The sequence below is a fragment of the Streptomyces sp. NPDC056987 genome, assembly GCF_042673865.1.
Classification (GTDB): Bacteria; Actinomycetota; Actinomycetes; order Streptomycetales; family Streptomycetaceae; genus Streptomyces.
On sequence record NZ_JBHURV010000013.1, the window covers coordinates 59,597 to 86,408 of the forward strand.

Here is a 26,812-nt window from a genome sequence, read left to right on the forward strand (position 1 = left end):
CTGTTGCGTTGTTCACACCCCCCGCGCCCCCCCCCCCCATAATGTGTCCCCGGCGGGGGGGCGCCCCCCGCGGGGGGCCGCCCCCGTCCGCGTTCTCATCCCGCTCTCACCCCGGACTTATCCGGCCATCACCCCGGGCGCCTACCTTCACGCCCATGTTCTTCACCTACCTCCGGCGCGAGCTGCGCCGTCGCAGAAAGGCGGCGCTCGTCGTCGCCTCGGGGCTCGCCCTGGGCATCGCACTCGTGATCGTCGTCAGCTCGGTCTCCGCCGGCATGGGCCAGGCCCAGGACAAGGTCCTGCAATCGTTGTACGGGCTCGGCACGGACATGACGGTCACCAAGGCCGCCACCCCGCCCGGCGAGGGGGACACCAATCGCCGCCGCTTCGAGTTCGACGCGCGGGGCAGCTCGGACTCGGACGAGGACGCCGAGCAGAGCAGCGACCGGGTGATGGTCCAGGGCTTCCAGACCCTGGCCTCCTCGACCGTCACGAAGGTCGGTGAACAGAACGGCGTCGCCACGGCCGTGGGCGGGCTCAGCCTCAACGTCCTCAAGGTGAACGGGGAGTTCCGGCCCGGCGAGTTCACCCCGCAGGAGGGCGGCGCCACGGGCGGCCCCGGCGGCGGGGGCGGCATGGGCGGCGGTTCGGGTGGCTCCGGCGGCGAAGTACGGGGCGGTGGCGCGGCGTTCGACGTCGACTCGTACTCCGTCTACGGTACGGACGTCACCTCGCCCGCGCTCGGTCCGCTCACCTCCTCCAAGATCACCAAGGGGCGTACCTTCACGAGCACCGAGACGGACGCGGCGGTCGCCGTCGCCGACAGCGCGTACGCCACGGAGAAGAGCCTCGCGGTCGGCAAGACCGTCACCATCTCCTCGGTGAAGTTCACGATCATCGGCATCGCGACCGCCGACAGCGGGGACTCCGCCGCCAACCTCTACATCCCGCTGAAGAAGGCCCAGACCCTGGCCGACGCCAAGGACAAGGTGACCACGGTCTACGTCAAGGCCGCCGACTCGCAGCAGATCGACTCCGTCAAGTCCGCCATCCAGAAGAACATCCCGGACACGACGGTCACCACCTCCGCCGATCTCGCGGACACCGTCTCCGGCTCCCTCTCCACCGCCTCCGACCTCGCCACCACCGTCGGCAAGTGGCTCTCCGCCGCCGTCCTGATCGCCGCCTTCCTGGTCGCCGGACTGCTCACCTCCTCGGCCGTCAGCCGCCGGGTGCGGGAGTTCGGCACGCTGAAGGCGCTCGGCTGGAAGAGCGGCCGGGTCACCCGGCAGGTCGTCGGCGAGGCCCTGGTCAACGGGTTGCTCGGCGGGGTGCTCGGCATCGCGCTCGGCCTCGGCGGCGCCTACCTGGTCACCGCGATCAGCCCCACCCTCACCGCGGAGCTTGGCTCCACGGGCTCCACGGGCGGCGCGGGCGGCATGGCAGGCGGCTTCGGCGGCGGACCGATGGGAGCCGGCGGCGGACCGGGCCGGCAGGCGGCCTCCAAGGCGCTCGACATCGCCCTGACCGCGCCCGTCTCCGTCTCCACCATCGGTGTCGCCGTGGCGCTCGCCGTCGCGGGCGGCCTGATCGCGGGCGGCTTCGGCGGCTGGCGCGCCTCGCGGCTGCGCCCGGCGGACGCGCTGCGCCGCGTCGAGTGACGGGGCGCCGAGAGCCTGCCGGCAGTCGGCCCCTCCCGGTCGCCGCCCCCAGCAGTCCGTACAACCTTCCGCCTTCCGTACAGCAGGAGTTGAACCGTGTACCAGCTCAGAGGCGTCACCAAGCGCTACGCGCGCGGCAAGCAGACCGTCGACGCGCTCGCCGGCGTCGATCTGACCATCGAGGACGGCGGCCGGCTCGTCATCCAGGGACCCACCGGCGGCGGCAAGTCCACGCTCCTCCAGATGCTCGGCGGTCTCGACCGGCCCACCGAGGGAAGCGTGGAATTCGACGGGGTGGATCTGGCCGGACTGTCCGAATCCCGACTTACCAAGGTGCGGGCGGAGTCCATCGGGTTCGTCTTCCAGAGCTTCAACCTGATCCCCACCCTCACCGCGCAGGAGAACGTCGAGACGGCCCTCGTACCCCTCGGCCTCAAGGGCGCCGCCCGGCGCGAACAGGCGGCGCGGGCACTGGAGTCCGTCGGGCTCGGGGAACGCCTCGGGCATGTGCCGGGCGAACTCTCCGGAGGTCAGCAGCAGCGTGTCGCCATCGCCCGCGCGCTCGTGAAGCGGCCCAAGGTGCTGCTCGCCGACGAGCCCACCGGGAACCTCGACGAGTCGATGCGCGACGAGATCATGGAGCTGCTGGAGGGCCTCTGGAAGGAGCACGGCCTGACCTTCGTCATGGTCACGCACGACAGCTCGATCGCCCGTCGCGCCCCACGGCTCGCCACGATCCGCAAGGGCCGGGTCACGGTCACCGAGAACGCGGCCGCCTGACGCGACGCTTTCCGCCGCATCTCCGGCGACGCCTTCCGAAGCGACGCTTCCTGAAGTAAAACCGTCTGAGAGAACAGCGGTTGAAGCGCGCGACTATGCCGTGCGCCCATGCCTCAGGTCCGTGCCGTACAGCAGTGCCGACAGTGCCGTACGGGGCACTTGTGACTCCGGGAATCCCTGTGACTCCCGGGGCGCAAGTGCCCTCCTCGACTCGCCCGTCCGCCCGGATGTCCTCCTAACACGGGGGCGTCGCCCCTCTCGCACGCGTAGGTTCGGTCCATGCTGATCACTCTGGGAAGTCCGCCCTCGGATGCCGAGACTGAATCCTGGTACGGAGTCGTCGCCGCGGCGCACGCCCGTGATCTGCCCGCGTCGGTGCCCGAGCGCAGCCGGGTCGAGACCGAGGGGAAGCTGCGCATGCCGCCGGTGGGCGGGCGGAGCCTCCATCTCGCGGCGGTGGCCCCCGACGGGGCGTACGAGGGCGTCGCCTCCCTGGTCCTGTTCACCGAGCGGAACAACCGCCACACGGCCTTCCTCGACACCCTGATCGTCCGCCCCGACGCCCGGCGGCACGGAATCGGCGCCGCGCTCTGGGCGGCCATCCGCGCCGAACTCGTCGCCGGCGGAAGGACCTCCGTCTCCACCGTCCTCGAACTCGGCGGCGCGGGCGAGGCGTTCGTCGACAGCCTCGGCTTCACCAACGTCCTGCCGCTCGGCCGGTACCTCCAGCGGGTCCGCCAGGTCCTGGAGGGCATACCGCTGCCCGCCCACCCCGCGCTCCCCGACGGGCTGCGCTTCACCGACTGGCAGGGCGTCGTCCCCGACCGCCTGGCCGAGGCCTTCACCCGCGCCCATGAGCCGCTGAGCGACCTCCAGCGGGGCCAGCTCGACGAGCGGACCCCCTGCTGGGACACCGACCGGATACGGGCCGCTGCCCGGCTGGTCGAGGAGCGCGGCGGAACGCTCTTCACCTCCGCGGTCCTGGACACGAACGACGCCGACGCGGTCGTCGCGTACACGGAGGTCGCGCTGGCCGCGCCCTCGGACGTCCGGGCGGTCCAGTACGACACCCTGGTCGTCCCGTCCCACCGGGGCCGCGGCCTCGCCCGCGCCGTCAAGCGCCACCATCTGGAACGGCTCCACGAACTCCGCCCCGGCATACGGGAGATCAGCACCACCGTCGCCGACGACAACCGGCCGATGCTGGCCGTCAACGAGGCGCTCGGATACCGCCGTGAGCGTCCGGCCGGGGTGTTCCGGACCAAGCTGTAGCGGTCGTGGCACTCAGTCCCGGCAGCCGGACGCCCCCGCCCCGGGCAGCCGGTACGCCGAGTCCAGCCGGTACTCGCCCGCCGCCGGGGCCGTCAGCCGGATCCAGTCGCCCGCGCGCGACACGCAGGCGCCGGGGGCCCTGAGCCAGGGCGAGTAGGCGATCCGTACCGTCACCGAACCCGCCGCCTCCATCCGGACGACCATCGACGCCGCGTCGCTCCGTACGACCTCGGCCGGCCGCGTCACCAACGGCACCGCGTCCCGTACGCGGTAGACCGTCCAGTGACTGTCCCGCCAGACCGGGGTCAGCCATTGCGGCCCGTCCGCGACCACCGCGGCCTCGGCGGCGGCCGGGCTGTCGGGCTTTCCGTGCGGCAGCACCACCAGGCCGACCGCCCAGCGGTCCAGCCAGGCGCGGTACGCGTCCGGGGCGAGCGTACGGGCGCCGCGTCCGCCGTCGTAGAAGAGGCGCCCGCGCTCGACATCCAGCTGCCGGTTCCAGCCGCGCGCCATGTTGACGTACGGGGCGAGGACATCGGCCTCGCGGTGGTTGCGGGCGGGGACGACCTCGACGCGGGTGCGGTCGGCGCCCAGCCGGTCCAGCGCGGCGACCACGCCCTCGGTGTGCGCCGCCCAGGCGGGCACCGACGTGGACACGACGAGGTCGTCCTCCGTCTTGCTGAGCAACCAGTAGGTGTTGACGCAGACGGTCACCAGGAGGACGAGCGGCAGCACGACGGCCCTTGACGGGCGCGACGGGCGCGCGGGCGCCCTGAGCGTACGGAGCGGGCCGGGCCCGCGGGTCAGCAGCGCCGCCAGCAGGACGGGCGGCCCGGCGAGGCCCACCAGGCGCTCCACGTTCGTGCCGATCGGCGAGGAGACCGAGAAGGTCAGCACGACCCCCGCCGCGTACACGAACGCCCCGTACCGCACCACGCGCCAGCTCCGCGGCGCCGCCAGGCAGAGCGCCGCGCAGGTCACCAGCGGCATCCACAGCTTGCCGGGGCTCATCGGCTGCTCGCCCTCGAAGGGGAAGAGCAGCGTGGTCGCCGCGACGACCAGGAACGGCGGCACGACCAGCCCGGCCCCGCTCACCCACTGCCGGTCCAGCAGATACGCCGCCCCCACGACGACGAGGAAGAGCCCGGCGACGGGGCTGGCCAGGGTGGCGGAAGCGGCGAGCAGCCACGCGGACACCAACCTGGCGGTACGGAGCCGGCCGCTACGGGGCAGGGAGGTACCGGGCAGGGAGGTACGGAGCCCGAGCGTGGCGAGCAGGGCGAACAGCCCGATCGCGGCCCCCAGCGCGAACGTCGTCCGCCCGGAGGCGACATTGCACCAGAGCGCGACCGAGCCGAGCAGCGCCGGCCACACCGCCCGCCGCACCCCCGTACGCACGAGCAGCAGGCCCAGCGCCCAGCTCCCGGCCAGCCCCGCCAGCACCGAGGCCGTCCGGACGCCGAGGACCGCCATCAGGGGAGGGGCCAGCACGCTGTAGTTGGCGGTGTGCGTACCGCCGTACCAGGAGAGGTTGTACGCGGAGCCCGGATGGCGGGCCATGAACCCGGCCCAGGCGAACTGCGCCGCGAGATCGCCCCCGCCGGTCGCGAGGGCGACGACCCACACGGCGTACAGCGGCACGACGGCCCCCGTCGCGACCAGCGGCACCCGCCACCACGGCCGGCGCGGTGGCCGCGCCGCGCGATCCGGCTCCCGTACCGCCTCCGGGGCGCGCGGTCCGGTGGCTCTCTCCCCGCGCTCGGCCGCCGTACTTTCGCTCATCCGCACCGGGTCAGACTAGAGGAGCGCAGGGAACGACACCGTGACCGTCAGACCGCCGCCCTCCCCGTTCGGGGTGGCCGTCGCCGTCGCGTCATGGGCGCGGGCGATCGAGTCGACGATCGACAGGCCCAGACCCGCCCCACCCTCCCCCGGGCTGTGGGTACGGGCCGCCAGCCGGCGGAAGGGTTCGAAGAGCAGCGGGAGCGTGTCGCGGGGGACCACCGGGCCCGTGTTGGAGACCTCGACGGTGCCCGGGCCCGTACGGAGCTCGATCCGGCCGCCGGGGACGTTGTGGCGTACGGCGTTGGCGACCAGATTGTCGACGAGCCGGTCCAGCAGCACCGGGTCGCCCGCGACCGTCAGCGGCTCCGCGTGCACCGCGACGCGCACCCCGCGCTCCGCCGCCTCGTCCGCCCGCCGGTCCGCCACCGTCCGCGCGACCTCGTGCACGGCCACCGGCTCGCGTTCCCTCAGCCCCTGGTCGGACGAGGCCAGCAGCAGCAGCCCGTCGATGATCCGGCCGCCGTCCTGGGCGTTCTCGATCAGCTTGGCGCGGATCCGTGCCACCCGCTCCTGGTCCGGCGTGCCCGCGAGCCCGATCTCGGCGGCGGCCCGCTGCACGGCCACCGGCGTGCGCAGTTCGTGCGCGGCGTTCGCGGCGAACCGCTGCTGCGCCGAGACCAGATGCTCCATGCGTTCCAGCATCCCGTCGAAGGTGTCCGCGAGCCGCTTCAGCTCACCGGGCGGCCCTGCCAGGGCGATCCGTTCATGGAGGTTCTCCCCGGAGAGCCGGCGGGCCGTCTCGGTGATCACGGAGACCGGCCGGAGCACCCGGCCCGCCAGCCACCAGGCGAGTACGACGGACACCACCGCGTACCCGCCGAGAGCGGTCAGCGAGACCACGAGCAGCCGGTTCAGGGTGGCGCTCTCCACCGCCGCGCTCACCGTCCGGGCGACCAGGACCGCGTCGCTCCTGGTCGCACCGTCCTTCCCGGACGGCAGCGGCCCGGTCTTCCCGGGCTCGGAGGGTGCGGCGCGCCCGGAGGCGGAGCCCGACGGCGCGGGGCTCACGGGCGCCCAGTCCGGCGGGAGGCCGGTGTCCTGGGGCACCCGGCTCACGGGCAGGGGAACCTCCGTGCGCTCCGAGACCGCGGGTCCCGCCGACCTCAGCTCCCCCAGTTGTCCGGCCGGTACCGCGTTCGTCACGGCGAGGTCGACCGTCGAGGACAGCCCCTGCTGTACGAGCAGGTACACCAGTCCCGTCAGCATCCCGCCCGCCAGGAGGAGGAGCCCGCCGTACAGGGCCGTCAGCCGCCCCCGTTCGCCGGCCACCTTGGGCCGCAGGCCACGGAGCCCGCCCGTACCCCGCACGCGGCCCGTACCTTTCACACGGCTCGTACCGCTCATGACGCGATCCGGTAGCCCTCGCCGGGCACCGTCTCCACCACCGTCGGTTCCCCCAGCTTGGCGCGCAGCTTGCTCAGCGTCACCCGGACCGCGTTGGTGCGGTAACTGGTGTGTTCCTCCCACACCTGCTCGATCAGGTCGTCGCTGCTGACCACCGCCCCCTCGGCCCGCAGCAGCGCCTCCAGCACGGCGAACTCCTTGCGCGACAACTGGAGGTGCCAGCCGTCGCGGCTGGCCTGGCGGCGGGCGGTGTCCAGGACGATCCCGGCCCGTTCCAGCACGGGCGGCAGGGCGGGCCGGGCGCGCCGGCCCAGGGCCAGGACCCGGGCGAGGAGTTCGTCGTACGCGAACGGCTTGGCCAGATAGTCGTCGGCGCCGAGGCCGAGACCTTCGACCCGGTCCCGTACGTTCCCGGCGGCCGTCAGCATCAGGATCCGGGTCATCAGCCGCTGCCCGACCACCCGGCGGCACACCTCGTCCCCATGCAGCCCGGGCAGGTCCCGGTCGAGGACGAGCACGTCGTACTCCCCGAACTGCAACTTCCGCAGCGCCTCCGCGCCGTCGCCCGCGACATCCACGGCGAGCGCGTCGCGGCGCAGCCCCTCGGCGATCATCTCGGCGAGAAACGCCTCGTCCTCCACCAGCAGTACGCGCATGAGCCCTGTCTATCCGAAGAGATGATTTCGCAGACGTAAACCTATTCGCTGAGAGAAGCGAAACGCACCCCGGCCGCAGGCTCGGGTCCATGACAACGCGACAGCGACAGCGACACCTCAGGATCATGGCGGCCACCGCGGTGGCCGCCTTCTCCCTCCTCACCACCGCCTGCTCCGGGGAGAAGGCGGACGCGGGCGGCAACGGCACGGGGAAGTCGGCGGTGAGCGAGGAGGCCAACAAGGCGGACCAGGCCCTGGAGCACCGCAAGTGCCTGCGTGAGCAGGGTCTGAAGGTGAGCGAGCCCAAGGCGGGCGAGGGCGGCGAGGGGATCGCGATCGGCGGGGAGGGCATCTCCCGGGAGCAGGCGGAGAAGGCGATCAAGGCGTGCGCGGGCGTGGGCGGCGCGGGCGGCCCGAAGGAGCTCACGCAGGCCGAGAAGGACAAGGCGCTCAAGTTCGCGAAGTGCATGCGGGACAACGGCTACGACATGCCCGACCCGAAGTTCGACGGCTCGATGACAGCGGCCCGGCCGATACCGCAGGGAGCGGAGAAGAAGAAGTTCGACGAGGCCAACAAGGCGTGTGCGAGCGTGCGGCCGTGACGAGGCGCATGCTCGCCGTCGCCGCCGCGGTGATCGTCGTGGTCGCGGGCGGCGGCGCCGCCGTCACCGCCGCCCGGACCGGCTCGGAGGAACAGCGGGTCGAGGCCGATCCCCGGCTCCCCCGGGCGACCGACACCGTCACCCGCGGCGACCTGAGCAACACCACGCAGCAGGACGGCACCCTCGGCCACATCGGCGAGCGGAAGATCAACGCGGGCCCGGCGGGAACGCTCACCTGGACCGCGGGCGGCGGCTCGGTCGTCGAGCGGGGCGAGCGGCTCTACGAGGTCGACGGCGCGGCCGTGCGGCTCATGTACGGCGCCGAGCCGATGTACCGGACCCTCAAGGCGGGGGACAAGGGCAAGGACGTCCGCCAGTTCGAGGAGAACCTCGCGGCCCTCGGCTACACCGGCTTCACCGTCGACGACGAGTACAGCACGTACACGGCCGCCGCCGTCGAACGCTGGCAGAAGTCCCTCGGCCTCGAACAGACCGGCACGATCGGCCCGGAACAGATCGCCTTCGCGGGCAGCGCGGTGCGCGTCAAGGAGGCGGGCGCGGCGCCGGGCGACCAGGTGGCGCCCGGCAGACCGGTCCTCACGGTCACCGGCTCGGAACGGGTCGTACGCTTCCGGATCCCCGTCGCCGACGTGGCGCTCGCCAAGGAGGGTGCGCGGGTCTCCGTACAGTTCCCGGACGGTGAGGAAGCGGCCGGGAAGGTGTCCTCGGTGGGGAAGACCGCCAAGGCGGGGGACGACCCGCAGGACAACACCCCCAAGATCGACATCACGGTCTCCTTCGACGACCCGAAGAAGGTGACCGGCCTCGACGAGTCGCCCGTCACCGTGAACCTCACCGGGGAGATCCGGAAGAACGTCCTGTCCGTCCCCGTCAACGCGCTGCTCGCGCTGCCGGGCGGGGGCTTCGGGGTCCAGGCCGTCGAGAACGGCACGGCGCGTGAGATCAAGGTCGAGCTGGGCATCTTCGGCCAGGGACGGGTCGAGGTCAGCGGCGCCGGGGTGCGCGAGGGCATGAAGGTCGGGGTGCCGTCCGCATGAGTACCGCGAGTACGGTCGACGCCGTGAGCGCGGCCGGTACCGCGAGTGCGACCGGTTCCGACGGTGGCGTCGGCACCGCGCGTACCGCCGGTACCGTCGTACGGCTCCGCGGTGTCACCAAGGAGTACGCGGGCGGCGTCCGCGCCCTCGACGGGGTCGATCTCACCATCGGGGAAGGCGAGTTGCTGGGGATCGTCGGACCGTCCGGCTCCGGCAAGTCCACCCTGCTGCACATCGTGGGCACGCTGGACCGGCCCAGCGCCGGGACGGTCGAGATCGCGGGCCATGACGTGGCCTCACTGACCGACCGCCGGCTGTCCGCGCTGCGCTCCCGGCACATCGGGTTCGTCTTCCAGTCGTTCCATCTGGTGCCGGGCGTGGGCGCGTTGGAGAACGTGGCCGAAGGGCTCCTCTACTCCGGTCTGCCCCGGGCGCGGCGGCGTGAGCTGGCCGCGGAGGCGCTCGTACGGGTCGGGCTCGCCGACCGGATGGGCCACCGCCCGCACGAGCTCTCCGGCGGACAGAAGCAGCGCGTCGCCATCGCCCGGGCCGTCGTCGGCAGCCCGGACCTGCTGCTCGCCGACGAGCCGACCGGGGCGCTGGACTCGGCGTCCGGCGAGGCGGTGATGGGGCTGCTGCGCGACCTCCACGCGGAGGGCGCCACGATCGCGGTGATCACGCACGACACGGAGATCGCGGAGTTCCTGCCCCGCCAGGTCAGGATCCGGGACGGACGGGTGGTGTCGGACGTCCGGCGGGAGGCGCGCTCCGATGGCGGGTAAACGTGCACGGCTGAGGGCGGGTAAAGGTACGCGGCTGAGGGCGGCGCGGCTCGGTCCGCGGGACGTCCTCCACGTCGGCTCCGCGGGACTGCGCAGCCGGCCCGTCCGGATCGTGCTCTCCGCGCTCGGCATCGCCATCGGGATCGCCACCATGGTCGCGGTGGTCGGGATCTCCGCCTCCAGCCAGGCCCAACTGCTGCGCCAGCTCGACGCGCTGGGCACGAACCTGCTGGTGGCGGAGGCGGGCGAGAGCCTGTTCAGCGGAGAGGAGGTCAAACTCCCCAAGGACGCGCCCGGCATGGTCGGCCGTATCGAAGGGGTCGAGGAGGTCGGCGCGACCGGCGACCTCCCGGTCACGGTACGGCGCTCGGAGAAGATCCCCGAGGAGGAGACCGGCGGGATCGGCGTCAGAGCGGCGACCGAGGACCTGCTGAAGGTCCTGCGGGGCGGCGTGGCGGCGGGAACATGGCTGAACGACGCCAACGGCCGCTATCCGGCCGTGGTCCTCGGCGACGTGGCGGCCGAGCGGCTCGGCATCAACCGGCCGGGGCAGCAGGTGTGGATCGACGACCGGTACTTCACCGTCCTCGGCATCCTCGACCCGCTGCCGCTCGCACCCGACATCGAGCGCTCCGCGCTGGTCGGCTGGGAGGGGGCGCAGCGGCTGCTGGGCTTCGACGGGCATCCGACGGCGGTGTACGAGCGGTCCACGGACGCGTCCGTACGGTCCGTCCAGAAGCTGCTGGCACCGACGATCGACCCGCAGAACCCGCAGAACGTCTCGGTCGGTGACCCGTCGGCGGCGCTCAAGGCGAAGGCGGCGACGGAGGGGGCGTTCTCCTCGCTGCTGCTGGGGCTCGGCGGGATCGCCCTTCTGGTGGGCGGGGTCGGCGTCGCCAACACCATGATCATCTCGGTCCTGGAACGGCGGCACGAGATCGGTCTGCGGCGGTCGCTGGGCGCGACGCGGGGTCAGATCAGGATCCAGTTCGTCACCGAGTCGCTGATGCTCTCGGGCCTCGGCGGCCTGGCGGGCGTGGCGCTGGGCGGCGCGGCGACGGCCGTCTACGCGTACACGGGCGGGCTGCCGTGGGTGGTCCCGCTGTGGGCGGTGGGCGGCGGCTTCGCGGCGACGCTCCTGATCGGTACGGTGGCGGGCCTGTACCCGGCGGTCCGCGCCTCGCTCCTGTCCCCGACGCTGGCACTTCAGGCGGCGTGACGGGGCGCGTGCGGGGCGCGTGCGGGGGAGCCGACCTGGGGGCCGGCCCCGCGGGTTTCGTCCCGCGGGTTTCGTCCCGCGGGTTTCGTCCCGCGGGTTTCGTCCCGCGGGTTTCGTCCCGCGGGTCTTGCCCCGCGGGTCTCGTCCCACGGGTTTCGTCCCGCGGGGCCGGCCCACGGGTCTCGTCCCACGGGTCTTGCCCCACGGGTCTCGTCCCACGGGGCTCGGCCGCCGCGAGGCCGGCCCCCAGGTCGGCTCCCGCGAGGCTGGGCCTCAGGTCGGCCCCCAGGTCGGCCCTCAGGGGCCCGGCCGCCACGTCGGGGCCCCGCGAGGCCCGGGCTCGGGACCGTGGCGGGAGTTCCGGTTCCCGGTCCGCCTCCGGTACCACCCGCCCGGCGCGCAGTTCCAGCCGCGCGCCCTCGAACGCGCGGCGGAAGCGCCGGTCGTGCGAGACCACCACGACCGCGCCCGGGTAGCCCCGCAGTGCCTTCTCCAACTCCTCGACCAGGCTGAGCGCGATGTGGTTCGTCGGCTCGTCCAGGACGATCAGATCGGCGGGGCGGGCGGCCAGCCTGGCCAGTTCCAGCCTGCGGCGCTGGCCGACCGAGAGCGCGCCCACCGGCACCGCCAGGTCCTCCCGCCGGAAGAGACCGAGGGCGAGGAGTTCGTCCGCGTGCTCCTCCGGCGGCCCCGGGCGGCCCGCCGCGTACGCGTGCAGCAGCGGGCGCCGGGACGGTACGGCGGGCAGCTCCTGCGGGAGGTAGCCGATCCGGGCGGGGCCGCCGGGCGGGCCCGTGACCGTACCGCTGTCCGGGCGCAGATCGCCCGCCAGCAGCCGGAGCAGGGTCGTCTTGCCCGCGCCGTTGGGCCCGGTGACGAGGAGGCGGTCGCCCGCCTTCACGCTCAGGGCCGCCACCCGGAGCCGGTCACCGACGACCACGTCGTCCAGTCCGGCCACCGGGCCCGGGACCGTGGCGCCGTCGGCAGACGTGTCCTCCACCGGCGGCACGGCGCGCAGCGTGGCCGTGAAGCGCAGGGGCTCCGGCGGTGCCGGCACCGGGGCACGGCGCAGCCGCCCCAGCCGCTCGCGCGCCGCCCTGACCTGCCCGGACAGCTTCGCCTCGTGCGAGCGGCGGTGCTTGCCGAACCCCTCGCGCGGGTCCCGGCCCGTGCCCGAGAGCCGCCGGCCGGCCGCCTCGACCAGTTCCTCCGTACGGGCCACCTCGGCCAGCCACTCCAGATGGTCCTGCTCCCGGCGGCGCCGCGCCGCGGCCTTCGCGGTCCGGTAGCCGGCCCAGCCGTCGCCGTACCGGGTCACCGTCCTGGTGTCCCGGTCGACCTCCAGGATCGTCGTCGCGATCCGCTCCAGGAACGCCCGGTCGTGGGTGACGGCGAGGACCGTCCCCCGGTGCGCCCGGAGCTGTTCCTCCAGCCAGGTGGTGGCCTGGAGGTCGAGATGGTTGGTGGGCTCGTCGAGCAGCAGCAGTTCGGGCGCCGAGGCCAGGACGCACGCCAGCGCCAGCCGGGACCGCTCCCCGCCGGAGAGCGAGCCGAGCGGCCGGTCCCGGGTGAGGTGCCCGAGGCCGAGGGCGCCGAGCGCCGCGTCGACCCGGGCACCGGCCCGGTAGCCGTCCCGTTCCTCGTACGCGGTCAACAGATCGCCGTACGCGGCCAGTTGCGCTTCGTCTGCCGTCCCGAGGGACGCCTCGGCCGCCGCGATCCGGCGCTCCAGCTCGCGGAGCCCGGCGAGGGCCGCGTCGACGGCGTCCTGGACGGTGCGCGCCGGGTCGAGATCGAGGGTCTGGGCGAGATGGCCGACGCCGCCGGGGAACACGACGGTGATCTCGCCGCTGTCGGGCCGCTCGGCCCCGGCGAGCAGCCGCAGGAGCGTCGACTTGCCGGAGCCGTTCTCGCCGATGACGCCGGCCTTCTCGCCGGGGCGTACGGTCAGCGAGACCTGGTCGAGAACCGACCGGTCGCCGTACGCCTTGGACATGTCTTTGATCGCCAATTGGGCGCGTTCGCGCATGCTTCTTCCTGGTGTGTCATGCCCGGCCGCTCGCGGCGCCGCTCGGCGGCGGCACGGCTCGGTGAGCGGTGCCGGGCGGGACTGATGTCGGACCTGCTGTGCGGCAGGTCCGGATCACAGGAAGAAGTAGTGCTTGAACATGGCGTCCAGGGTAGCCGGGACGCGTGGCGCGCCCCAGTTATTTGTCGCGGCCGGGCTTCCCGGGCTGCCCCGGCTTGGCGGGCTTGTTCGGCTTGGCCGGGAGGTGGCCGCGGTAGTCCAGCGCGTACGCCAGCTTGCCGGGCTTCGCGTCGGTGATCGGCGCGCTCAGCTTCCCGAACTCACCGCCGGTCGGCTTCTTTCCGTCGTTCCACTCCGCCATCCGCCCCAGCTCGTCGGCGGTGCGGCCGTCGGAGATCACGGTGTCGCCCGGCGTCCCCGACATCGTCTCGGACGCGTCGCGCACCGCGGCGAGGTACGACGCGGGCGAGGCCAGGTCGTACGAGCCGAGGTCGACCCGGTCGCGCAGCCAGGTGCCCCACAGGAACTCCAGGTACTCGGCGGCGTCGGCGGGCGCCTGGTAGCCGATGTCCCGCGTGAAGTAGACGAGGCTGCGGTAGCGGTCGTCATGGAAGCGGGCCAGACCGAGCCGCTGCGGGAGCTGGGCCGTGGTGATCGGGCGGTTGTTCTCGTCGCGCAGCCACACCCACTTCTTGTCCTCCATCGTCCGCCAGAACGCGGAGGTGCTCAGACCGCTCAGGTTGGCGGTGACGCGCAGCCGGATGTGCATCTTCGGGCCGCCGTCGGCCGTCTCCAGGAACGACGTGAGGGTGTGGTGCCCGTCGGTCAGGTACAGCGCGCCGCCGGGGCCGACGACGACCGTCTTCATCGCCGCGCGGGTCTCGTCCGTCTCCTTGCCGACCGCGACGGTGCAGGTGAAGCTCGACGGCTTGGTGAGGGTGGCGCCGGCCGGGACCGTCGCCGCCTCCTCCTGGCCGTTGGTCTCGCACCAGTCGTCGAAGCGCTTGTTGAAGTCGCCGTTCTGCTCGTCCTTGGTGCTGCTGTAGCGGCCGAGCTTGTAGTAGATCTGGTCGAAGCCGACGGAGGGCTGCGTGGGACGGAGCTGGTCCAGCGTCACGTCGAGGAGATCGCCGGTCCGCGCGCACTTCGCCTTCGCCGCCGCGCCGGCGGGCCTGGCGCCGTGCTTGATGTCGCACTTGGAGGCTGCGGTGGGGGAGTTGACGGTCGCGGTGGACGCGGCGGCCGCCGGGGCGCCGCCCGCGACCGCGCTGCCCAGTGCCAGCGCGGCGGCCGTCAGCCCGGCCGCCGTACCGCGCGACTGCTTCCGTGTCTTCCGTCGGGGAGAGGTACGCGGCGCGGGCGTACGGTCTGAGGCGGGTCCGGGTCCGGGTGTGCCGGGCATGCGGTCTCCACAGGTCGGTGGGGCGGGGCAGGGCGGGGGGCGCGCACATCCACTCATTCCTCCCCGTCCCGGCCGGTGGCATCCGCGCGACGGGGGAGTGGCCGCCGGGTGAACGTCATCGGCGCCGGGCCGACATGGTCCGCTCACCGGGCGCCACCACGCGCACCGCCCGTACGACCTGTGCCGTCCGTCAGTACCTTCAACAGGTCACGCTCACCCTCGCGCACCGTGCCGTCGTCGTCGCAGGACAGCGTCGCGTTCCGCAGCGCCACGATCCGCTCGCGCTGTTCACCGGCGGGCAGCGCGCGCAGTTCCCGCCAGGCGGGCCGGGCCAGCGCTTCGGCCTCCGCACGCGCGAAGGCGAGGCCGGGCAGCGGCTTCAACTCCCCGGTGAACCACGCCGCGGCGACCGTGCGCGCCGCCAACTCCCGTACGGCCCCGGTCTCGTCGTACGCCTGCTCCTGCCCCGCCTGCTCCTCCTCGGTGCTCCGGTCCGCGTACAGGTCGAGACAGGGCGCGGTCCCGGCACCGGCCAGCAGGGCGCGCGTGGTCTCCTCCGGCGTGGCCCCGTCGAGGAACCGCGCCTCGAAGTCGACGGGCAGGACCGCCGCGTCACGCCGTACCGGAGCGCCGGGCGGCCACGGCGTGACTGTCTCCCGTACGGACGACGGCGCACCCGGCAGCCGGGACAGCCGCCGCAGCGCCTCCTCACCCGGGGCGCGGAGCCCGGCCAGCCGCGACTCGTGCAGCCGGGTGACGCAGACACGGCCCTCGCACACCGGCTCCGTCACCGACGCGTCGGTGCGGTACGTGTCGTACTCGTCGGCCGGCAGCAGCGGCAGCGCGACCGCCGCGCCCATCGCCATCGGCGCCAGCGCGAGCAGCCGGGCCCGGATCCGGGCACCGCGGCGGGCCCGCCGCCCCGCCCCGGCCAGCAGCAGGAAACCGGTGGCCGCCACACCGAGCAGCCACAGCGCCTGCCCCGCGCTCGCCTGCCAGGCGACGGTGAGGAACCCGCTGCGCGGCCCCGGCAGCGCGGGCGCGAGCAGCATGACCCGCTGCGGCGCCGGATCCAGCAGGACGTAACCGCTGAGGACGACCGAGAGCAGCAGGGCCGCCACACCGAGCACGGGCGGCGTGAGCGTGGACGGTACGGCCCTGCCGATCCCCATGCCGAGCCAGCCACCGGCGACCAGCGCCAGCGCCCCGACCACCGGGATCGGCAGCCAGCCGACGTGCGCGTAGCCGCTGTTGGCGAGGACCTGGACCGCCCCGGAGAGGAAGACCAGCAGGTAAGCGGCGGTCAGGGTGAGCGCGAGGGCCGTCGCCGTACCGGCGGCGCGGTGCCACGGCGGGCGCGGTGTGGCCGCGAGGAGTTCCGGCGTACCGGAGCGCTGGTCCCGCAGCCCCTGCACCGCCCCGGCCACCACCGCCAGGGGCCACAGGAAGACCAGGGACATCCGCTGCCACCAGGCGGCGTTGGTGTAACCCGCGGTCCACTCCTCGTCGCCCTTCACCCACGGGCCGGTGAGGAGATGGAGGAAGGCGAGGGCCGAGACGAGAGCCAGCACACCCGCCAACAGGGCGCCGGAACGCCGGAGTTCGATCCGCAGAATCCGCCCGGACCGCGTACCGGCCCCTGCGGAGGGGGTGGGAGAGGAGGAGGCGGTCACCACACACCGCCCGTTCCCCGCCCCGGGCGGGTCAGGAGCGCCGTGTAACCGCGCTCGATCGGACTGTCGCCCGCGTGCTCCGCGCCGCCCGCGCCCGCGAGTTCGTCCGGGGTGCCGCGGAAGACCAGCCGCCCGTCCGCCATGAGCACCACGTCCGTACAGGCCACGGCGACGTCCTCCACCAGGTGGGTCGAGACGACGACACAGCTCTCCTCGCCGATCCGGACCAGCAGTTCACGGAAGCGCAGCCGCTGCGCCGGGTCGAGCCCGACGGTCGGCTCGTCGAGGAGCAGGACCGCCGGATCGTTGACGATCGCCTGCGCGATGCCCACGCGGCGCACCATCCCGCCGGACAGGCTCTTCATCCGGTGGTCGGCCCGGTCGGCGAGGCCCACGCGTTCGACGGCGCGCTGCACGGCCCCGGGGATGTCCCGGGCGGGAACCTCCTTGAGCCATGCCATGTACTCGACGAACTCACGGACGGTGAAGCGCTTGTAGTACCCGAACTGTTGCGGCAGATAGCCGATCCGGCGCCGCAGCTCGCGCCGCCGGCCCGGGTCGGTGGCGGGCGCGCCGAGCAGTTCGAGGGCGCCGGCGGCGGGGCGCAGTACGGTGGCGAGCGCGCGGATGAGCGTGGTCTTGCCCGCTCCGTTGGGCCCGAGTAGCCCGTGCACGCCGGTGCCCAGCTCCAGATCGAGCCCGTCGACGGCGGTCTTCCGCCCACCGGCACGTACTTCCAACGCCTCTGCTCTGATCTCCCAGGCATAGGCCCTGGGCGCCACTTCCGCGGCGGTCGCGGCACGGGTCATGGACGAACCTCCCCACATCTCCACATTGCTGGTGTCGGTGCCGGTGTTGCCTCTGGTGTCTTCCTGCGTGGTCCCACACCGGCCAGACGCGCGGACAGGGCGCCGGGGATTCCCTTTCCGTGTGCGGTCCGTCACACCGGGGTGAGAACGGGGTGTGCCGAGGGCTTGTAGCATTCCGGCACGACAGCCGCACGGGCGCGGCAGGTGAACGGAGTCGGGGGACGACGTGGTCGAACTGTCCGAGCTGATCCGCGAGCTGCGGCGGGAACTGAACACCGCGATGGCGGACGGCCGGGACGACGCGGTCCGGTTCGAGCTGGGCCCGGTGGAGATCGAGGCGACCGTGGCGGTGGAGCGCGACGCGTCCGCCCACGGCAAGGTCCGCTTCTGGGTCGTCGAGGCGGGCGCCGACGGCTCGTACGCACACGCGCAGACGCAGCGGATCACCCTCACCCTCCAGCCGAAACTGGCCTCACTCGACGGAACGAACGACCGCCCCGTCCTGATCGCGGGCGACGAGGCCGACGGGGAGCGCTGAGAGCGCCGTGGGATGGGCGGGGCGCGACACGGGGACCGGCGGTGGGCTCCGAGCCGACCACGCGGCCGAGATCATGGTCACCGTCCCCAACGGCGTCCGCAGGGGCTCGGGTTACCTGGTCGCGGCGGGCCGGCTGCTGACCGCGGCGCATGTCGTGCGGGGCGGGACGGAGATCCGCGTACGGTTCGACGCCGACCGCCCTGGCGAACGTACGGTCGTGGCCACGGTGGCCTGGTCGGACACCGGCATCGACGTGGCGGTCCTGGCCGTACCCGCACCGGACACCGTCCCTTCCGACGCACCGGCCGAGCCTGTGGGCTTCGCCCGGGTCGGCGAGTCCGACGCCGTGCTGCCGTGCAGCGCGATCGGCTTCCCGCGCTTCAAGCTCCGTACCGACGAGGACGGTTCGCGCTACCGCGACTCCGAGCACATCCACGCGACGTGCGCCGTGCTCTCCAACCGCCGTGAGGGCACGCTGGACCTGGCCACCACCCCGCCCGACTCCCCTGCGGACGAGGCGCATTCACCCTGGGAAGGCATGTCGGGCGCCCCCGTGTTCAGCGGCGGCCGGATCGTGGGCGTCGTGGCGCACCACCATCCCGGCGACGGCGCGGGCCGGCTCGCCGCGCGGCGTGTGGACCGCTGGGCGGAGCAACTGGCCCCGAAGGCGCTCCGGGGGCTGGAGGAGGCGCTGGGCTGCGGCAGTCTCACCCCCGCCGGCCTGCCCGATGTGGTGCCCGCGTCCGGACTGGATCTGATCGAGGAGGCGTTCCGGGCCCAGCTGGAGGACATCGCCCCCGCCGAGTTCCTCGGCCGGGGCCGCGAACTCCGGGACCTGACGGCATTCTGCGGCGGTCCCGAGCCCTACCGGTGGCTCCAGGCACCTCCCTGGGCGGGGAAGACCGCCCTGGCGGCCTGGTTCGCGCTGCATCCGCCGCGCGGGGTGGTGCCGGTGTGGTTCTTCATCACCGCGCGCTTCGCCGGCCAGAGCGACAGCGCCGCGTACGCCGAGGCGGTGACCGACCAGCTCGCCGCGATCGCGGGCCGCGAGCCCGCCGGCCACCGCTCCGCGATCGCCCGCGAGGGGGAGCGGAAGCTGCTGCTGAAGGAGGCGGCGGAGCGGGTCGCGCGGGACGGCGGCACACTGCTGCTCGTCGTGGACGGCCTGGACGAGGACCAGTCCCTCGTCCCCGGCGGCGGCGCGGGCCCGAGCATCGCCTCCCTCCTGCCCCAGCGGCTGCCGCCCAACGTCCGGGCGCTGGTGACCAGCAGACCGGGCCCCGGCGTCCCGCCCGACGTCCCGAGCGGCCATCCGCTCCGGAGCTGCCGGGTCGTCCCGCTGCGTACGGCGGAGGCCGCCCGGCACACCCGGTACGAGGCCACGTACGACCTCTCCCGGGCGCTGTCCGGGGACGATCTGGGCAGAGAACTCGTCGGACTGCTGGCGGCGGCGCGCGGCAGCCTCACCCTCCAGGACCTGTGCGACCTCACCGGCGCCCACCGGATGGCGGTCCGGGAGCGGCTGGGCAGCGCGTTCGGCCGCATTCTGCGGATGCGGGGGCAGAGCGGTGGCAGCGCCGGTCCGTCGGGCAGGTCGTACAACGAGAGCCGCGGCTACCTCTTCGCCCACGACACGCTGCTCGTCACGGCCCTGGAGCAACTGGGCCCGGAGGCGGGACCGTACCGCGAACGCGTGCACACCTGGGCCGGGTGGTACGCGGAGCGTGGCTGGCCGCAGGACACCCCGCCGTACCTCCTCCAGGCGTACGGGCGCATGGTGACCGCCCTCGGCGACCTCACCCGGGCGACGGCCCTGGCCACGGACGTCCGGCGCGGCGACCGCCTGCGCGGCGCGACGGGCAGCGACGCGGCGGGCCTCGCGGAGATCGAGGCGGTACGGGAGGCGGTACTGGCGGCGGGTTCCGACGATCCCGGCAGCTCCGGTGATCTCTCTTCCCTGGCCGCGCTCACGGCAGCGGGCGCCCTGCTGGCCCGCCGCAACCGGACGCTGCCGCCGGGGATCCCGGTGGCGCTGGCACGGCTGGGGCAGACGCGGCGCGCGTTGGGTATGGCGCGCAGTGTGTTCCGGCCGGTGGACCGGGCACGGGCGCTGGCGGGGGTCGCGCGCGTCCTCGCGGAGCGGGGGGACGATCAGGTGGAGGCCGCCGCGACGGAGGTGATGCAAGTGGCGATGTGGCTGGCGATGAATGACAGGAATTGGTCGGCCGTACTCAAAGCGGACGTGACAGCTGCCGCGGTGGCCGTGGCTACGACGGGGCGGACGAGCATGGCGCTCGGTATGGCTGAGTTCATTCACGCGGGAGGGGCCCCGACGTTGGCGGCGTTGCCGCTGGTGGAGGTGGCAATCGCCGAGAGCAGGCGGGACCCCGACCGCGCGTCCGGACTGCTGTGTGAGGCGGAGGATTCAGTACGCGGGAGGGCCGGCGCCGAGGAGATACGGGTGATGGCGGCTGTGGCGAAGGGGTACGCGGTTGTCGATCCGCGCCGTCAGGACCACCTTCACGACCGGATCACACGGGCCGCCGAGGACGCCGACACCCGCGGTCTGGCAGCCGCCGCCAGTGCCCTGCACGACGCCCGTCCGGAAGAGGCGGTCCGGCTCGCACGGCGGGCGGCACGATCTCTGAGGGGGGAGCTGCGCGATCTGGAGCCGTCCGTACGTTCCTTCCAACTTGTCGATGACGTGGTTGTCGCGTTGGCGGACACCGGCGCGGTCGACGAAGCACAGGAACTCCTTGAGTCCGCTGCCACGCTGTTGAAGGATGCCCCGAGGGTGTGGACGGCCATCGCGCTGGGCCGGGCCCGTGAGGGGCGGGCCGCCGAGGCGTGGGCCGCGCTGAAGGCCGGAAAGAGGGACAGTGCGGGGCTGGGCGTGACCTGGACCCTGCCCAAGGTGGCCGCGGTGTTCGCGGCGACGGGCCGTACCGCTGAGCTGGAGGCGGCCGTACTCGCGGATCTGTGCAGGCCCCCGTGGCTGGCCGCCGAGACGCTCTCGGCGCTGGCAGGGTGCGTCGCGGCCGACGATGCGGAGTACGGGGCACGGCTGGTGGCGGAGGCGGAGCGTACGGTGGCCGCGCTCGGCCGTGAGACGCACGACCGGGACAGCGACGAGTCCGTCGCCGTTCTGGCGAGGACGCTGGCGGCCGTCGGCCGGTTCGACGAGGCCGAGTCCCTGACCGGGTGGATCGGTACGGACGCGGTACGTTTCTGGGCGCTCGCGGCGCTGTCGGTGGAACATTCGACGGCCGGGGCGGCGGGCGCGTCGGGTCGCGATGAGGCGCTGCGGCTGGCACAGGCGGCGGCGGACGGAGCGGCGGGTATCAAGGACTGGCTGGACCACGCGCGCGCCATGATCGTGGCTGCCCAGGCGCTGGGGTACGCCGGTGCCGACGACCGTGCTCGCGCCGTGGCCGAGGCCATCCGGGACGGGCGGTCCGGCAGCGTCCATGCGGGAGTTTTCGAGGACGCGGATGCCAGGAACCTGGCGCTCATCGCCGTAGCCGCCACACTGCGGGAGCGCGCACCCACCCGGGTCGTGGACTTCACGGCCGACCTGTGGCAGCGCGCGCTGTCCCGCGATTCCCGGATCTACGGCTGGGTCTTCACAACATTCGCGTGCCTGCTCGTGGCCGCGGGCCACGACGGCACGGGGCGCACGGACCTCCTCGCGGACACCGTGCGCCGCCTCGTCAGCTTCACGGAGGAGGCTCGGGTTCTGCGGGCGCTGCTGGATTCGAGGTCCGATCCGGAGAGCGCCCGGGAGCAGCTGCCGGGTCCGACGGTAGAGGGACTGAGGGGCGCCGTGGCCCTGGCCAACATGGCCCGGGGCGACGACGGAAAGGCCGTCGAAGTGCTGGACAGCGCCCGCGTCCGGACGGGCGCGGACTACGCGTCGCTCGCCTCGTACGTAGCCGGGCTGGGGGGCGACGTGCTGATCCTCCAAGTGTCAGGACCGGCCCACGACTTCAGGCACGCGATCCGCCAACTGTGCGGTCTCGTAGCACCCCGTGAAGACACCGCGGAAAACCGCGCCGGCGCCCTCGCCCTCCTGCGCCAGGCCCTGACACCTGAGGCCTGGCATCACGCCCTGCCCGTCCTCGCCGTACTGGAACCGGATGCCGTGCTCCGCGTACGGGACGTGGTGAGGGCGCACCTCGGAATGCCGCGCCCCGGAGACCCTCACGCCACGCCCATTTCGCCGGGGGCGGAACCCGGCCCCCTGGCGGCCGGGCGCCGGACACCTACGCTGGGGGAGTGACCAGCCACGCGCCGAACCGAGCCCGCGTCGTACCCCTGCGCCCGCGTACGGCGGAGGCGGCCCATGAGTCCGGGCAGCAGCCCGGCAAGCAGTCCGGGCAGCAGCCCAAGGAGCAGCCGAGGGAGCCACTCTGGCGGCATCTCGTCGGGGACGTCCTGCGGCGCGAGCGGCTGGCGCAGGAGCGCACGCTGAAGGACGTGGCCGAGGCGGCCCGTATCTCCATGCCGTACCTCTCCGAGCTGGAGCGTGGCCGCAAGGAGGCGTCCTCCGAGGTCCTGGCCGCTGCCGCCGGGGCCCTCGGACTCGGGCTGGCCGATCTGCTCGCGCTCTCCCACGGCGAACTCGTCCGCCTGGACCGGGCACGGACCCGCCAGGACCGCCGCCCCGCGAAGGCCACCGGCGACGGTACGGTGACGGCGCTGGCCGGGCGGAGCAGGCAGGGCAGGCAGGGGACTTGGTCGCGGCCGGGTGACGTACGCCTGGCGGCCTGACCAACGCGAAGCAAAAGCCGCGTCTACCACCGGTAACGGCGGCCGGGAACATCACCCGCTGCGAGACCATGAAGCCATGTCAACGGCGAACCTGCTCCTTCACCCGGTCCGGATGCGCATCCTGCAGACCCTGCTCGGCACCGGCGACCTGACCACGGCGCAGTTGCGTGTCCAACTGCCCGACATCGCGCCCGCGACGATGTACCGGCACATCGCCACGCTCACCCGGGCAGGCGTGCTGGAGGTGGTGGGCGAGCGGCGGGTGCGCGGCGCCGTGGAGCGCAGCTACCGGGTGCACCGTGAGAACGCCGTCGTCGGCGAGGAGGCGCGCCGGGTGATGACGCCGACGGACCACCGGCAGGCCTTCGCCGCGTTCTCGGGAGCCCTGCTGGCGGACTTCGACCGCTACCTCGCCCGCGACGACGCCGACCCCGCCACCGACGGCGTCGCCTACCGGCAGGGCGCGGTGTGGCTCACCACTGAGGAGTTCGCCGAGCTGATCACCGACATCGAGGCACTGGTCGTCGCGCGCTCCGGCAACGCCCCGCGCGACGGCCGCACCCGTCACCTCCTCAGCCTCGCGGTCGTACCGGACGCCTCCGCGGAGCAGACCGGGTAGCTCCTCCTCCGACCGCGATCAGCGAACGCGCACCCTCCTCCTGCTCAGCACTTCGTCGGCGAGCCCGTACGCCACCGCCTCGTGCGGGGTGAAGACCCGGTCCCGGTCCATGTCCGCGCGCAGGGTCGCCACGTCGTGACGCGTGTGCCGGGACAGGATCTCCTCGACCTCGGAGCGGATCCGTACCATCTCCTTGGCCTGGAGGCTGAGGTCCGAGACCGTCCCCTGGTGACCGCCGCTCGCCGGCTGTCCCAGCAGCACCCGCGCGTGTTCGAGCACATGACGCCGCCCGGGATCGCCGCCCGCCAGCAGTACGGCGGCGGTCGAGGCCGCCTGGCCGACGCAGAAGGTCGAGATCGGGGACCCGATGAACGTCATCGTGTCGTAGATGGCCATGAGTGAAGTGAACGATCCACCGGGGGAGTTGAGATAGAGCGAGATCTCGGTCTCCGGACTGGCGGACTCCAGGTGGAGCAGTTGGGCGATGACGACGTTGGCGACGCCGTCGTCGATCTCGGTGCCGAGGAAGATGATCCGCTCCGAGAGGAGCCGGCTGTAGATGTCGTACGCGCGCTCGCCCTGCGCGGTGCGCTCGACGACGGTCGGGATCGTGTACTGGCCCATGTCAGAGCCCCATCCGTCGCTGCGCGGCGGCCGGCCGTACGTCGGCGAGCGACGAGACGACCCGGTCGACCATGCCGTACTCCCTGGCCTGCTCGGCGGTGAACCACCGGTCGCGGTCGCCGTCGCGGGAGACCGTCTCCACGTCCTGGCCGGTGTGTTCCGCCGTGATCCGCTCGATGGCCCCCTTCATGAATTCGAGGTTCTCGGCCTGGATCGCGATGTCGGCCGTGGTGCCGCCGATGCCCGCCGACGGCTGGTGCATCATGATCCGCGCGTTCGGCAGCGCGGCACGCTTCCCCTTCGCCCCCACCGTGAGCAGGAACTGCCCCATGCTCGCGGCGAATCCGATGGCGAGCGTGGCGACGTCGTTCGGGATGAGCCGCATCGTGTCGTAGATCGCCAGCCCGGCCGTCACGGAGCCGCCGGGGCTGTTGATGTAGAGCCCGATGTCACCGCGCGGATCCTCGGCGGACAGCAGCAGCAACTGCGCGCAGACCCGGTTCGCGGAGACATCGGTGACCTCGGTGCCGAGCACGACGATGCGCTGGGTCAGCAGCCGCGCGGCGAGATGATCGTCGAACGGGGTGGTCGCCGCCGCGGTGCCCTGCTCGGAGGCGTGGGGCGGTCGCAGCGGGAAATCCAGGTCGGTGACGAGTGGAGACATGAGCCCTCCTCAAGATGACGCGGCGCCGGTCGCCGCGCCTTCCTCCCCACCCTTGCCCGGCCACCGCCCTGACGCCGGGTTTCTCTGCCGGCAGCAGATCAGCCAACGGCAGAGCGGCAGTTGACGGCCTCGGGGTCAGGCGGGCTCGGGCGTCCGGGCCTCGCCCCGGAACACCTGCGCCGTATGCCAGTCGACGTGTTCGGTGGCGACGCGGGTGCTGCCGCTCTGCGGGCCCACGAGTTCCTGCCCGCTCAGGTCGAGCACATGGCTCCGCGCGGCGCGGCCACGGCCGACGAACTCCCGGGAGACGGTGATCCGCCGGCCCGGGTCCAGCCCCAGCACTCCCCGGTCGAACAGCTTGTGGTGCAGCGAGCACAGGCACAGCGCGTTGGACAGCTCGTCGGGCCCTTGGAACGCCCACCACCGCACGTGCGCGGCTTCCAGCCCGACCGGCAGCCCGCCGAGAGAACCGTCGAAGCCGCAGAAGGCGCACCGGTATTCGTACGCGACGAGCACCTGTCTGCGCAGCTCGACACCGCGCCGCCGGTCCTCCCGTAGGGCGGGGGCGGCAGCCGATCCGACGGCGGCGTCCAACTCCAGGTCGAGACCGACATCGTTGGCGATGTCCGCGTGGAGCGACGGCGGGAAGTGCGTGTCCAGCAGCAGGTGTACGAGCCGCCCGAGCAGCTCCGGGTCCGCGTCCAGCGCGTCCCGCAACTCCGGCACGAGCCGCCCCGCCGCCCCGCTGTCGCGCAGCGCCCGCACCCCTGTGCCAGGGCTCGGGTCACCGGTGTCGGTCCGTACGGCCCACACCCCGTCGCTGACGAGATGGTGGAACGGGTACGCGGGCGATGTCGGGTTCGTGGGCCCGTAGTTGCGCAGCAGCCCGCTCAGGTCGCGCTCGATGTCGGAGTAGCGCAACGCCCGCTCCGGTCCGTGCCGGAACCGCCCCAGCGCGTACAGCATCAGCAGCGGCTTGTGCGGCGCGCGCACCCCGTTGCTCGTCCACTGCCGCAGACTTCCCACCCGCTCCATCCAGTCCATGACACGCGACTGTAGGCACTGCCGGCTCGCCGGGGCGCACCCGGTCCACCCCGGGGTCAGGCGGCCCCGGGCACCCACACCACCCGCGCAGTGGTGCCGTCGCCCCGGCCGAACCTCCCGACGGCCCGGTCCAGCGAGCGCACACGCATCCGGATGCCGCCGGAAGCGCTCACGATCTCGGCATGCTCCTCGAAGGCCATCCCCCACGCGGCGACCCACGCGTCGGCGTCCTCGGGGCCGGTGCCCGCGGGCTCGTACGTCTGGACGACGGCGAAGAGCCGGGGCGCGGTGACGGCGACCAACTCGTCGGCCAGGGCGATGAAATCGGCGCGGGTGAGGGGCGGGGTGGTGGGGGTGGCAGGGGTGGGTTCTGCTGCTTCGACCGACATGATGTCCTCCTACGGAGCGTGGTTGTCTCGCTTCCTTGCGTGACACTATGATGGTTCAGGTGGTGCAGGAAAACTGGGCCTTCCATTTTTCCCCCGGACGGGTCACCTGTCGGGCGTCCGGAGCGGACGGAGAAGCGGGGAGCGGTCATGACACTGAGTCAGTACGGTGGATCGTCGGTGGTGCGCCGCTGGCAACTCGCCGACACTCTGAAGGGCTTGCGCGACCAGGCGGGACTCACGCAGGACCAGGCGGTCGTCAAGCTCAGGGAGGGCGCGGGCCGCTGGTCCGCCGCGAAGCTCTCCCGTATCGAGACGCGAGTTCACCGCGTCAAGCCGCGCGAGGTGGAACAGCTCTTGGCCGCGTACGGCGTGACGGACACCGAACTGCGCTTCGCCCTGATGCAGTTGACCGCGACCTCGTCCGAGCAGGGCTGGTGGGTCAGCTTCGGCGACGAACTGCCTGGTGCGGTGAAGCCGCTGCTCAGCATCGAGGGCGGCCTGGTGGCCCTCCACGACTTCCAACCGCAGTTGCTCCACGGCCTGTTGCAGACGCCCGATTACTCCCGCGCGGTGATGAACGCGGTGTCGCCCGGGGCGCTCGGCCCGGACGAACTCGAACGCCGGGTCACCGCCCGGATGATTCGCCAGCACGTTCTGGAACGAGAGTCTCCGCCGCGCATGCACTTCATCGTCGACCAGACCGTCCTGGAACGGGTCGTCGGCACCGAGGAGATCATGCGGGCGCAGTTGCGCAAGCTGCTCACCCTCGCGGAACGCCCGCACGTGACCATCCAGGTCCTGCCCCGCGGCGCCGGTGGAACCCCTGGCCTGGAAGGCCCGTTCGCCCTTCTCTCCCTGCCGGACCCCATCCCCGACATCGGCTATACGGAGGGCCCTGCGGGTATGCTCTACATCGAGGATCGCGACCATGTCCGCTGGTGGACACTGAGGTTCGGCATCCTCACGGAACTGGCGCTTTCGTGCGCCGAATCGACGGATGTCATCGCCGAGGCGATGAACTCGTATGCGTGA

Annotated in this window: 22 protein-coding genes and 1 pseudogene; 12 read left to right on the top strand and 11 right to left on the bottom strand. The window is 73.0% G+C overall.

Features of this window, described 5'->3' with window-relative positions:
- The first annotated feature begins 155 nt into the window (after nt 1–155).
- The 3 genes from ACFTZC_RS17315 to ACFTZC_RS17325 all read left to right on the top strand — a co-directional run bounded on the left by ACFTZC_RS17315 (nt 156) and on the right by ACFTZC_RS17325 (nt 3,713).
- Complete coding sequence (locus ACFTZC_RS17315) at nt 156–1,661, top strand: ABC transporter permease (RefSeq protein WP_382890454.1); 1,506 nt, start codon at nt 156–158, stop codon at nt 1,659–1,661.
- Nucleotides 1,662–1,757: 96 nt separating this feature from the next.
- Nucleotides 1,758–2,441 (top strand): ABC transporter ATP-binding protein, encoded by a 684-nt coding sequence (locus ACFTZC_RS17320; RefSeq protein ID WP_382890456.1) that lies wholly within the window; start codon nt 1,758–1,760, stop codon nt 2,439–2,441.
- A gap of 279 nt (nt 2,442–2,720) precedes the next feature.
- On the top strand, nt 2,721–3,713 hold the full coding sequence (locus ACFTZC_RS17325; protein WP_382890458.1) for a GNAT family N-acetyltransferase: 993 nt from the start codon (nt 2,721–2,723) through the stop codon (nt 3,711–3,713).
- A gap of 12 nt (nt 3,714–3,725) precedes the next feature.
- Here the strand turns inward: ACFTZC_RS17325 and ACFTZC_RS17330 are convergent, their stop codons facing one another.
- The 3 genes from ACFTZC_RS17330 to ACFTZC_RS17340 form a co-directional block, all read right to left on the bottom strand.
- A complete protein-coding gene (locus ACFTZC_RS17330; protein ID WP_382890459.1) occupies nt 3,726–5,495 on the bottom strand; it encodes a hypothetical protein in 1,770 nt (589 codons plus the stop codon).
- Between the two features lie 15 nt (nt 5,496–5,510).
- Entirely contained in the window at nt 5,511–6,827 is a 1,317-nt protein-coding gene (locus ACFTZC_RS17335) for a sensor histidine kinase (protein WP_382890698.1), read from the bottom strand.
- Nucleotides 6,828–6,898: 71 nt separating this feature from the next.
- Complete coding sequence (locus tag ACFTZC_RS17340; RefSeq protein ID WP_382890461.1) at nt 6,899–7,558, bottom strand: response regulator transcription factor; 660 nt, start codon at nt 7,556–7,558, stop codon at nt 6,899–6,901.
- A gap of 89 nt (nt 7,559–7,647) precedes the next feature.
- Here ACFTZC_RS17340 and ACFTZC_RS17345 point away from each other — a divergent pair, with 89 nt between their 5' ends.
- Genes ACFTZC_RS17345 through ACFTZC_RS17360 form a run of 4 tightly spaced genes read left to right on the top strand, consistent with a single transcriptional unit; the run spans nt 7,648 to nt 11,219 of the window.
- Complete coding sequence (locus ACFTZC_RS17345) at nt 7,648–8,160, top strand: hypothetical protein (RefSeq protein ID WP_382890463.1); 513 nt, start codon at nt 7,648–7,650, stop codon at nt 8,158–8,160.
- Between the two features lie 8 nt (nt 8,161–8,168).
- Nucleotides 8,169–9,218: an efflux RND transporter periplasmic adaptor subunit gene (locus ACFTZC_RS17350; protein ID WP_382890700.1), complete on the top strand. Its 1,050-nt coding sequence runs from the start codon at nt 8,169–8,171 to the stop codon at nt 9,216–9,218.
- Nucleotides 9,215–10,000: an ABC transporter ATP-binding protein gene (locus ACFTZC_RS17355; RefSeq protein WP_382890465.1), complete on the top strand. Its 786-nt coding sequence runs from the start codon at nt 9,215–9,217 to the stop codon at nt 9,998–10,000. Before ACFTZC_RS17350 ends, ACFTZC_RS17355 begins: the two co-directional genes overlap by 4 nt.
- The gene (locus ACFTZC_RS17360; protein WP_382890468.1) at nt 9,990–11,219 is read left to right on the top strand and encodes an ABC transporter permease; all 1,230 of its coding nucleotides are present in this window, start codon (nt 9,990–9,992) and stop codon (nt 11,217–11,219) included. Before ACFTZC_RS17355 ends, ACFTZC_RS17360 begins: the two co-directional genes overlap by 11 nt.
- A gap of 385 nt (nt 11,220–11,604) precedes the next feature.
- Here the strand turns inward: ACFTZC_RS17360 and abc-f are convergent.
- From abc-f to ACFTZC_RS17380, 4 genes and pseudogenes are all read right to left on the bottom strand, one after another.
- Nucleotides 11,605–13,248 (bottom strand): annotated as a pseudogene (abc-f, locus tag ACFTZC_RS17365) (ribosomal protection-like ABC-F family protein); the annotation flags it as partial.
- Nucleotides 13,249–13,426: 178 nt separating this feature from the next.
- The gene (locus ACFTZC_RS17370; protein ID WP_382890469.1) at nt 13,427–14,650 is read right to left on the bottom strand and encodes a ParB/Srx family N-terminal domain-containing protein; all 1,224 of its coding nucleotides are present in this window, start codon (nt 14,648–14,650) and stop codon (nt 13,427–13,429) included.
- Between the two features lie 143 nt (nt 14,651–14,793).
- Nucleotides 14,794–16,326: a hypothetical protein gene (locus ACFTZC_RS17375; RefSeq protein WP_382890471.1), complete on the bottom strand. Its 1,533-nt coding sequence runs from the start codon at nt 16,324–16,326 to the stop codon at nt 14,794–14,796.
- Nucleotides 16,320–17,132 (bottom strand): ABC transporter ATP-binding protein, encoded by an 813-nt coding sequence (locus tag ACFTZC_RS17380; protein ID WP_382890473.1) that lies wholly within the window; start codon nt 17,130–17,132, stop codon nt 16,320–16,322. Before ACFTZC_RS17380 ends, ACFTZC_RS17375 begins: the two co-directional genes overlap by 7 nt.
- Before the next feature lie 226 nt (nt 17,133–17,358).
- Between ACFTZC_RS17380 and ACFTZC_RS17385 the strand changes: the two genes are divergently transcribed.
- The 4 genes from ACFTZC_RS17385 (at nt 17,359) to ACFTZC_RS17400 (ending at nt 23,059) form a co-directional block, all read left to right on the top strand.
- Nucleotides 17,359–17,670: a trypco2 family protein gene (locus tag ACFTZC_RS17385; protein ID WP_382890475.1), complete on the top strand. Its 312-nt coding sequence runs from the start codon at nt 17,359–17,361 to the stop codon at nt 17,668–17,670.
- Nucleotides 17,671–17,677: 7 nt separating this feature from the next.
- Nucleotides 17,678–21,949, top strand: coding sequence for a trypsin-like peptidase domain-containing protein (locus ACFTZC_RS17390; protein WP_382890477.1), 4,272 nt, complete (start codon nt 17,678–17,680; stop codon nt 21,947–21,949).
- Complete coding sequence (locus ACFTZC_RS17395) at nt 21,946–22,440, top strand: helix-turn-helix domain-containing protein (protein ID WP_382890479.1); 495 nt, start codon at nt 21,946–21,948, stop codon at nt 22,438–22,440. Before ACFTZC_RS17390 ends, ACFTZC_RS17395 begins: the two co-directional genes overlap by 4 nt.
- A gap of 76 nt (nt 22,441–22,516) precedes the next feature.
- Entirely contained in the window at nt 22,517–23,059 is a 543-nt protein-coding gene (locus tag ACFTZC_RS17400; protein WP_382890480.1) for a helix-turn-helix domain-containing protein, read from the top strand.
- A gap of 18 nt (nt 23,060–23,077) precedes the next feature.
- On the opposite strand, the gene ACFTZC_RS17405 is transcribed toward ACFTZC_RS17400, so the two are convergent.
- The 4 genes from ACFTZC_RS17405 to ACFTZC_RS17420 all read right to left on the bottom strand — a co-directional run bounded on the left by ACFTZC_RS17405 (nt 23,078) and on the right by ACFTZC_RS17420 (nt 25,780).
- Entirely contained in the window at nt 23,078–23,683 is a 606-nt protein-coding gene (locus tag ACFTZC_RS17405; protein ID WP_382890482.1) for a ClpP family protease, read from the bottom strand.
- 1 nt (nt 23,684) lies between these two features.
- A complete protein-coding gene (locus ACFTZC_RS17410; RefSeq protein ID WP_382890483.1) occupies nt 23,685–24,347 on the bottom strand; it encodes a ClpP family protease in 663 nt (220 codons plus the stop codon).
- 135 nt (nt 24,348–24,482) lie between these two features.
- Nucleotides 24,483–25,391: a phosphorothioated DNA-binding restriction endonuclease gene (locus ACFTZC_RS17415; protein WP_382890485.1), complete on the bottom strand. Its 909-nt coding sequence runs from the start codon at nt 25,389–25,391 to the stop codon at nt 24,483–24,485.
- Nucleotides 25,392–25,447: 56 nt separating this feature from the next.
- Nucleotides 25,448–25,780, bottom strand: coding sequence for a hypothetical protein (locus ACFTZC_RS17420; protein ID WP_382890487.1), 333 nt, complete (start codon nt 25,778–25,780; stop codon nt 25,448–25,450).
- A 147-nt stretch (nt 25,781–25,927) separates the two neighbouring features.
- Between ACFTZC_RS17420 and ACFTZC_RS17425 the strand changes: the two genes are divergently transcribed.
- On the top strand, nt 25,928–26,812 hold the full coding sequence (locus ACFTZC_RS17425; protein WP_382890489.1) for a helix-turn-helix domain-containing protein: 885 nt from the start codon (nt 25,928–25,930) through the stop codon (nt 26,810–26,812).

Coding starts and splice junctions, on each gene's coding strand:
- ACFTZC_RS17350 (WP_382890700.1), top strand. CDS start 8,169: ATGCTCGCCGTCGCCGCCGCGGTGATCGTCGTGGTCGCGGGCGGCGGC.
- ACFTZC_RS17410 (WP_382890483.1), bottom strand. CDS start 24,347: ATGTCTCCACTCGTCACCGACCTGGATTTCCCGCTGCGACCGCCCCAC.
- ACFTZC_RS17380 (WP_382890473.1), bottom strand. CDS start 17,132: ATGACCCGTGCCGCGACCGCCGCGGAAGTGGCGCCCAGGGCCTATGCC.
- ACFTZC_RS17425 (WP_382890489.1), top strand. CDS start 25,928: ATGACACTGAGTCAGTACGGTGGATCGTCGGTGGTGCGCCGCTGGCAA.
- ACFTZC_RS17315 (WP_382890454.1), top strand. CDS start 156: ATGTTCTTCACCTACCTCCGGCGCGAGCTGCGCCGTCGCAGAAAGGCG.
- ACFTZC_RS17400 (WP_382890480.1), top strand. CDS start 22,517: ATGTCAACGGCGAACCTGCTCCTTCACCCGGTCCGGATGCGCATCCTG.
- ACFTZC_RS17405 (WP_382890482.1), bottom strand. CDS start 23,683: ATGGGCCAGTACACGATCCCGACCGTCGTCGAGCGCACCGCGCAGGGC.
- ACFTZC_RS17370 (WP_382890469.1), bottom strand. CDS start 14,650: ATGCCCGGCACACCCGGACCCGGACCCGCCTCAGACCGTACGCCCGCG.
- ACFTZC_RS17325 (WP_382890458.1), top strand. CDS start 2,721: ATGCTGATCACTCTGGGAAGTCCGCCCTCGGATGCCGAGACTGAATCC.
- ACFTZC_RS17340 (WP_382890461.1), bottom strand. CDS start 7,558: ATGCGCGTACTGCTGGTGGAGGACGAGGCGTTTCTCGCCGAGATGATC.
- ACFTZC_RS17330 (WP_382890459.1), bottom strand. CDS start 5,495: ATGAGCGAAAGTACGGCGGCCGAGCGCGGGGAGAGAGCCACCGGACCG.
- ACFTZC_RS17420 (WP_382890487.1), bottom strand. CDS start 25,780: ATGTCGGTCGAAGCAGCAGAACCCACCCCTGCCACCCCCACCACCCCG.
- ACFTZC_RS17415 (WP_382890485.1), bottom strand. CDS start 25,391: ATGGACTGGATGGAGCGGGTGGGAAGTCTGCGGCAGTGGACGAGCAAC.
- ACFTZC_RS17360 (WP_382890468.1), top strand. CDS start 9,990: ATGGCGGGTAAACGTGCACGGCTGAGGGCGGGTAAAGGTACGCGGCTG.
- ACFTZC_RS17345 (WP_382890463.1), top strand. CDS start 7,648: ATGACAACGCGACAGCGACAGCGACACCTCAGGATCATGGCGGCCACC.
- ACFTZC_RS17355 (WP_382890465.1), top strand. CDS start 9,215: ATGAGTACCGCGAGTACGGTCGACGCCGTGAGCGCGGCCGGTACCGCG.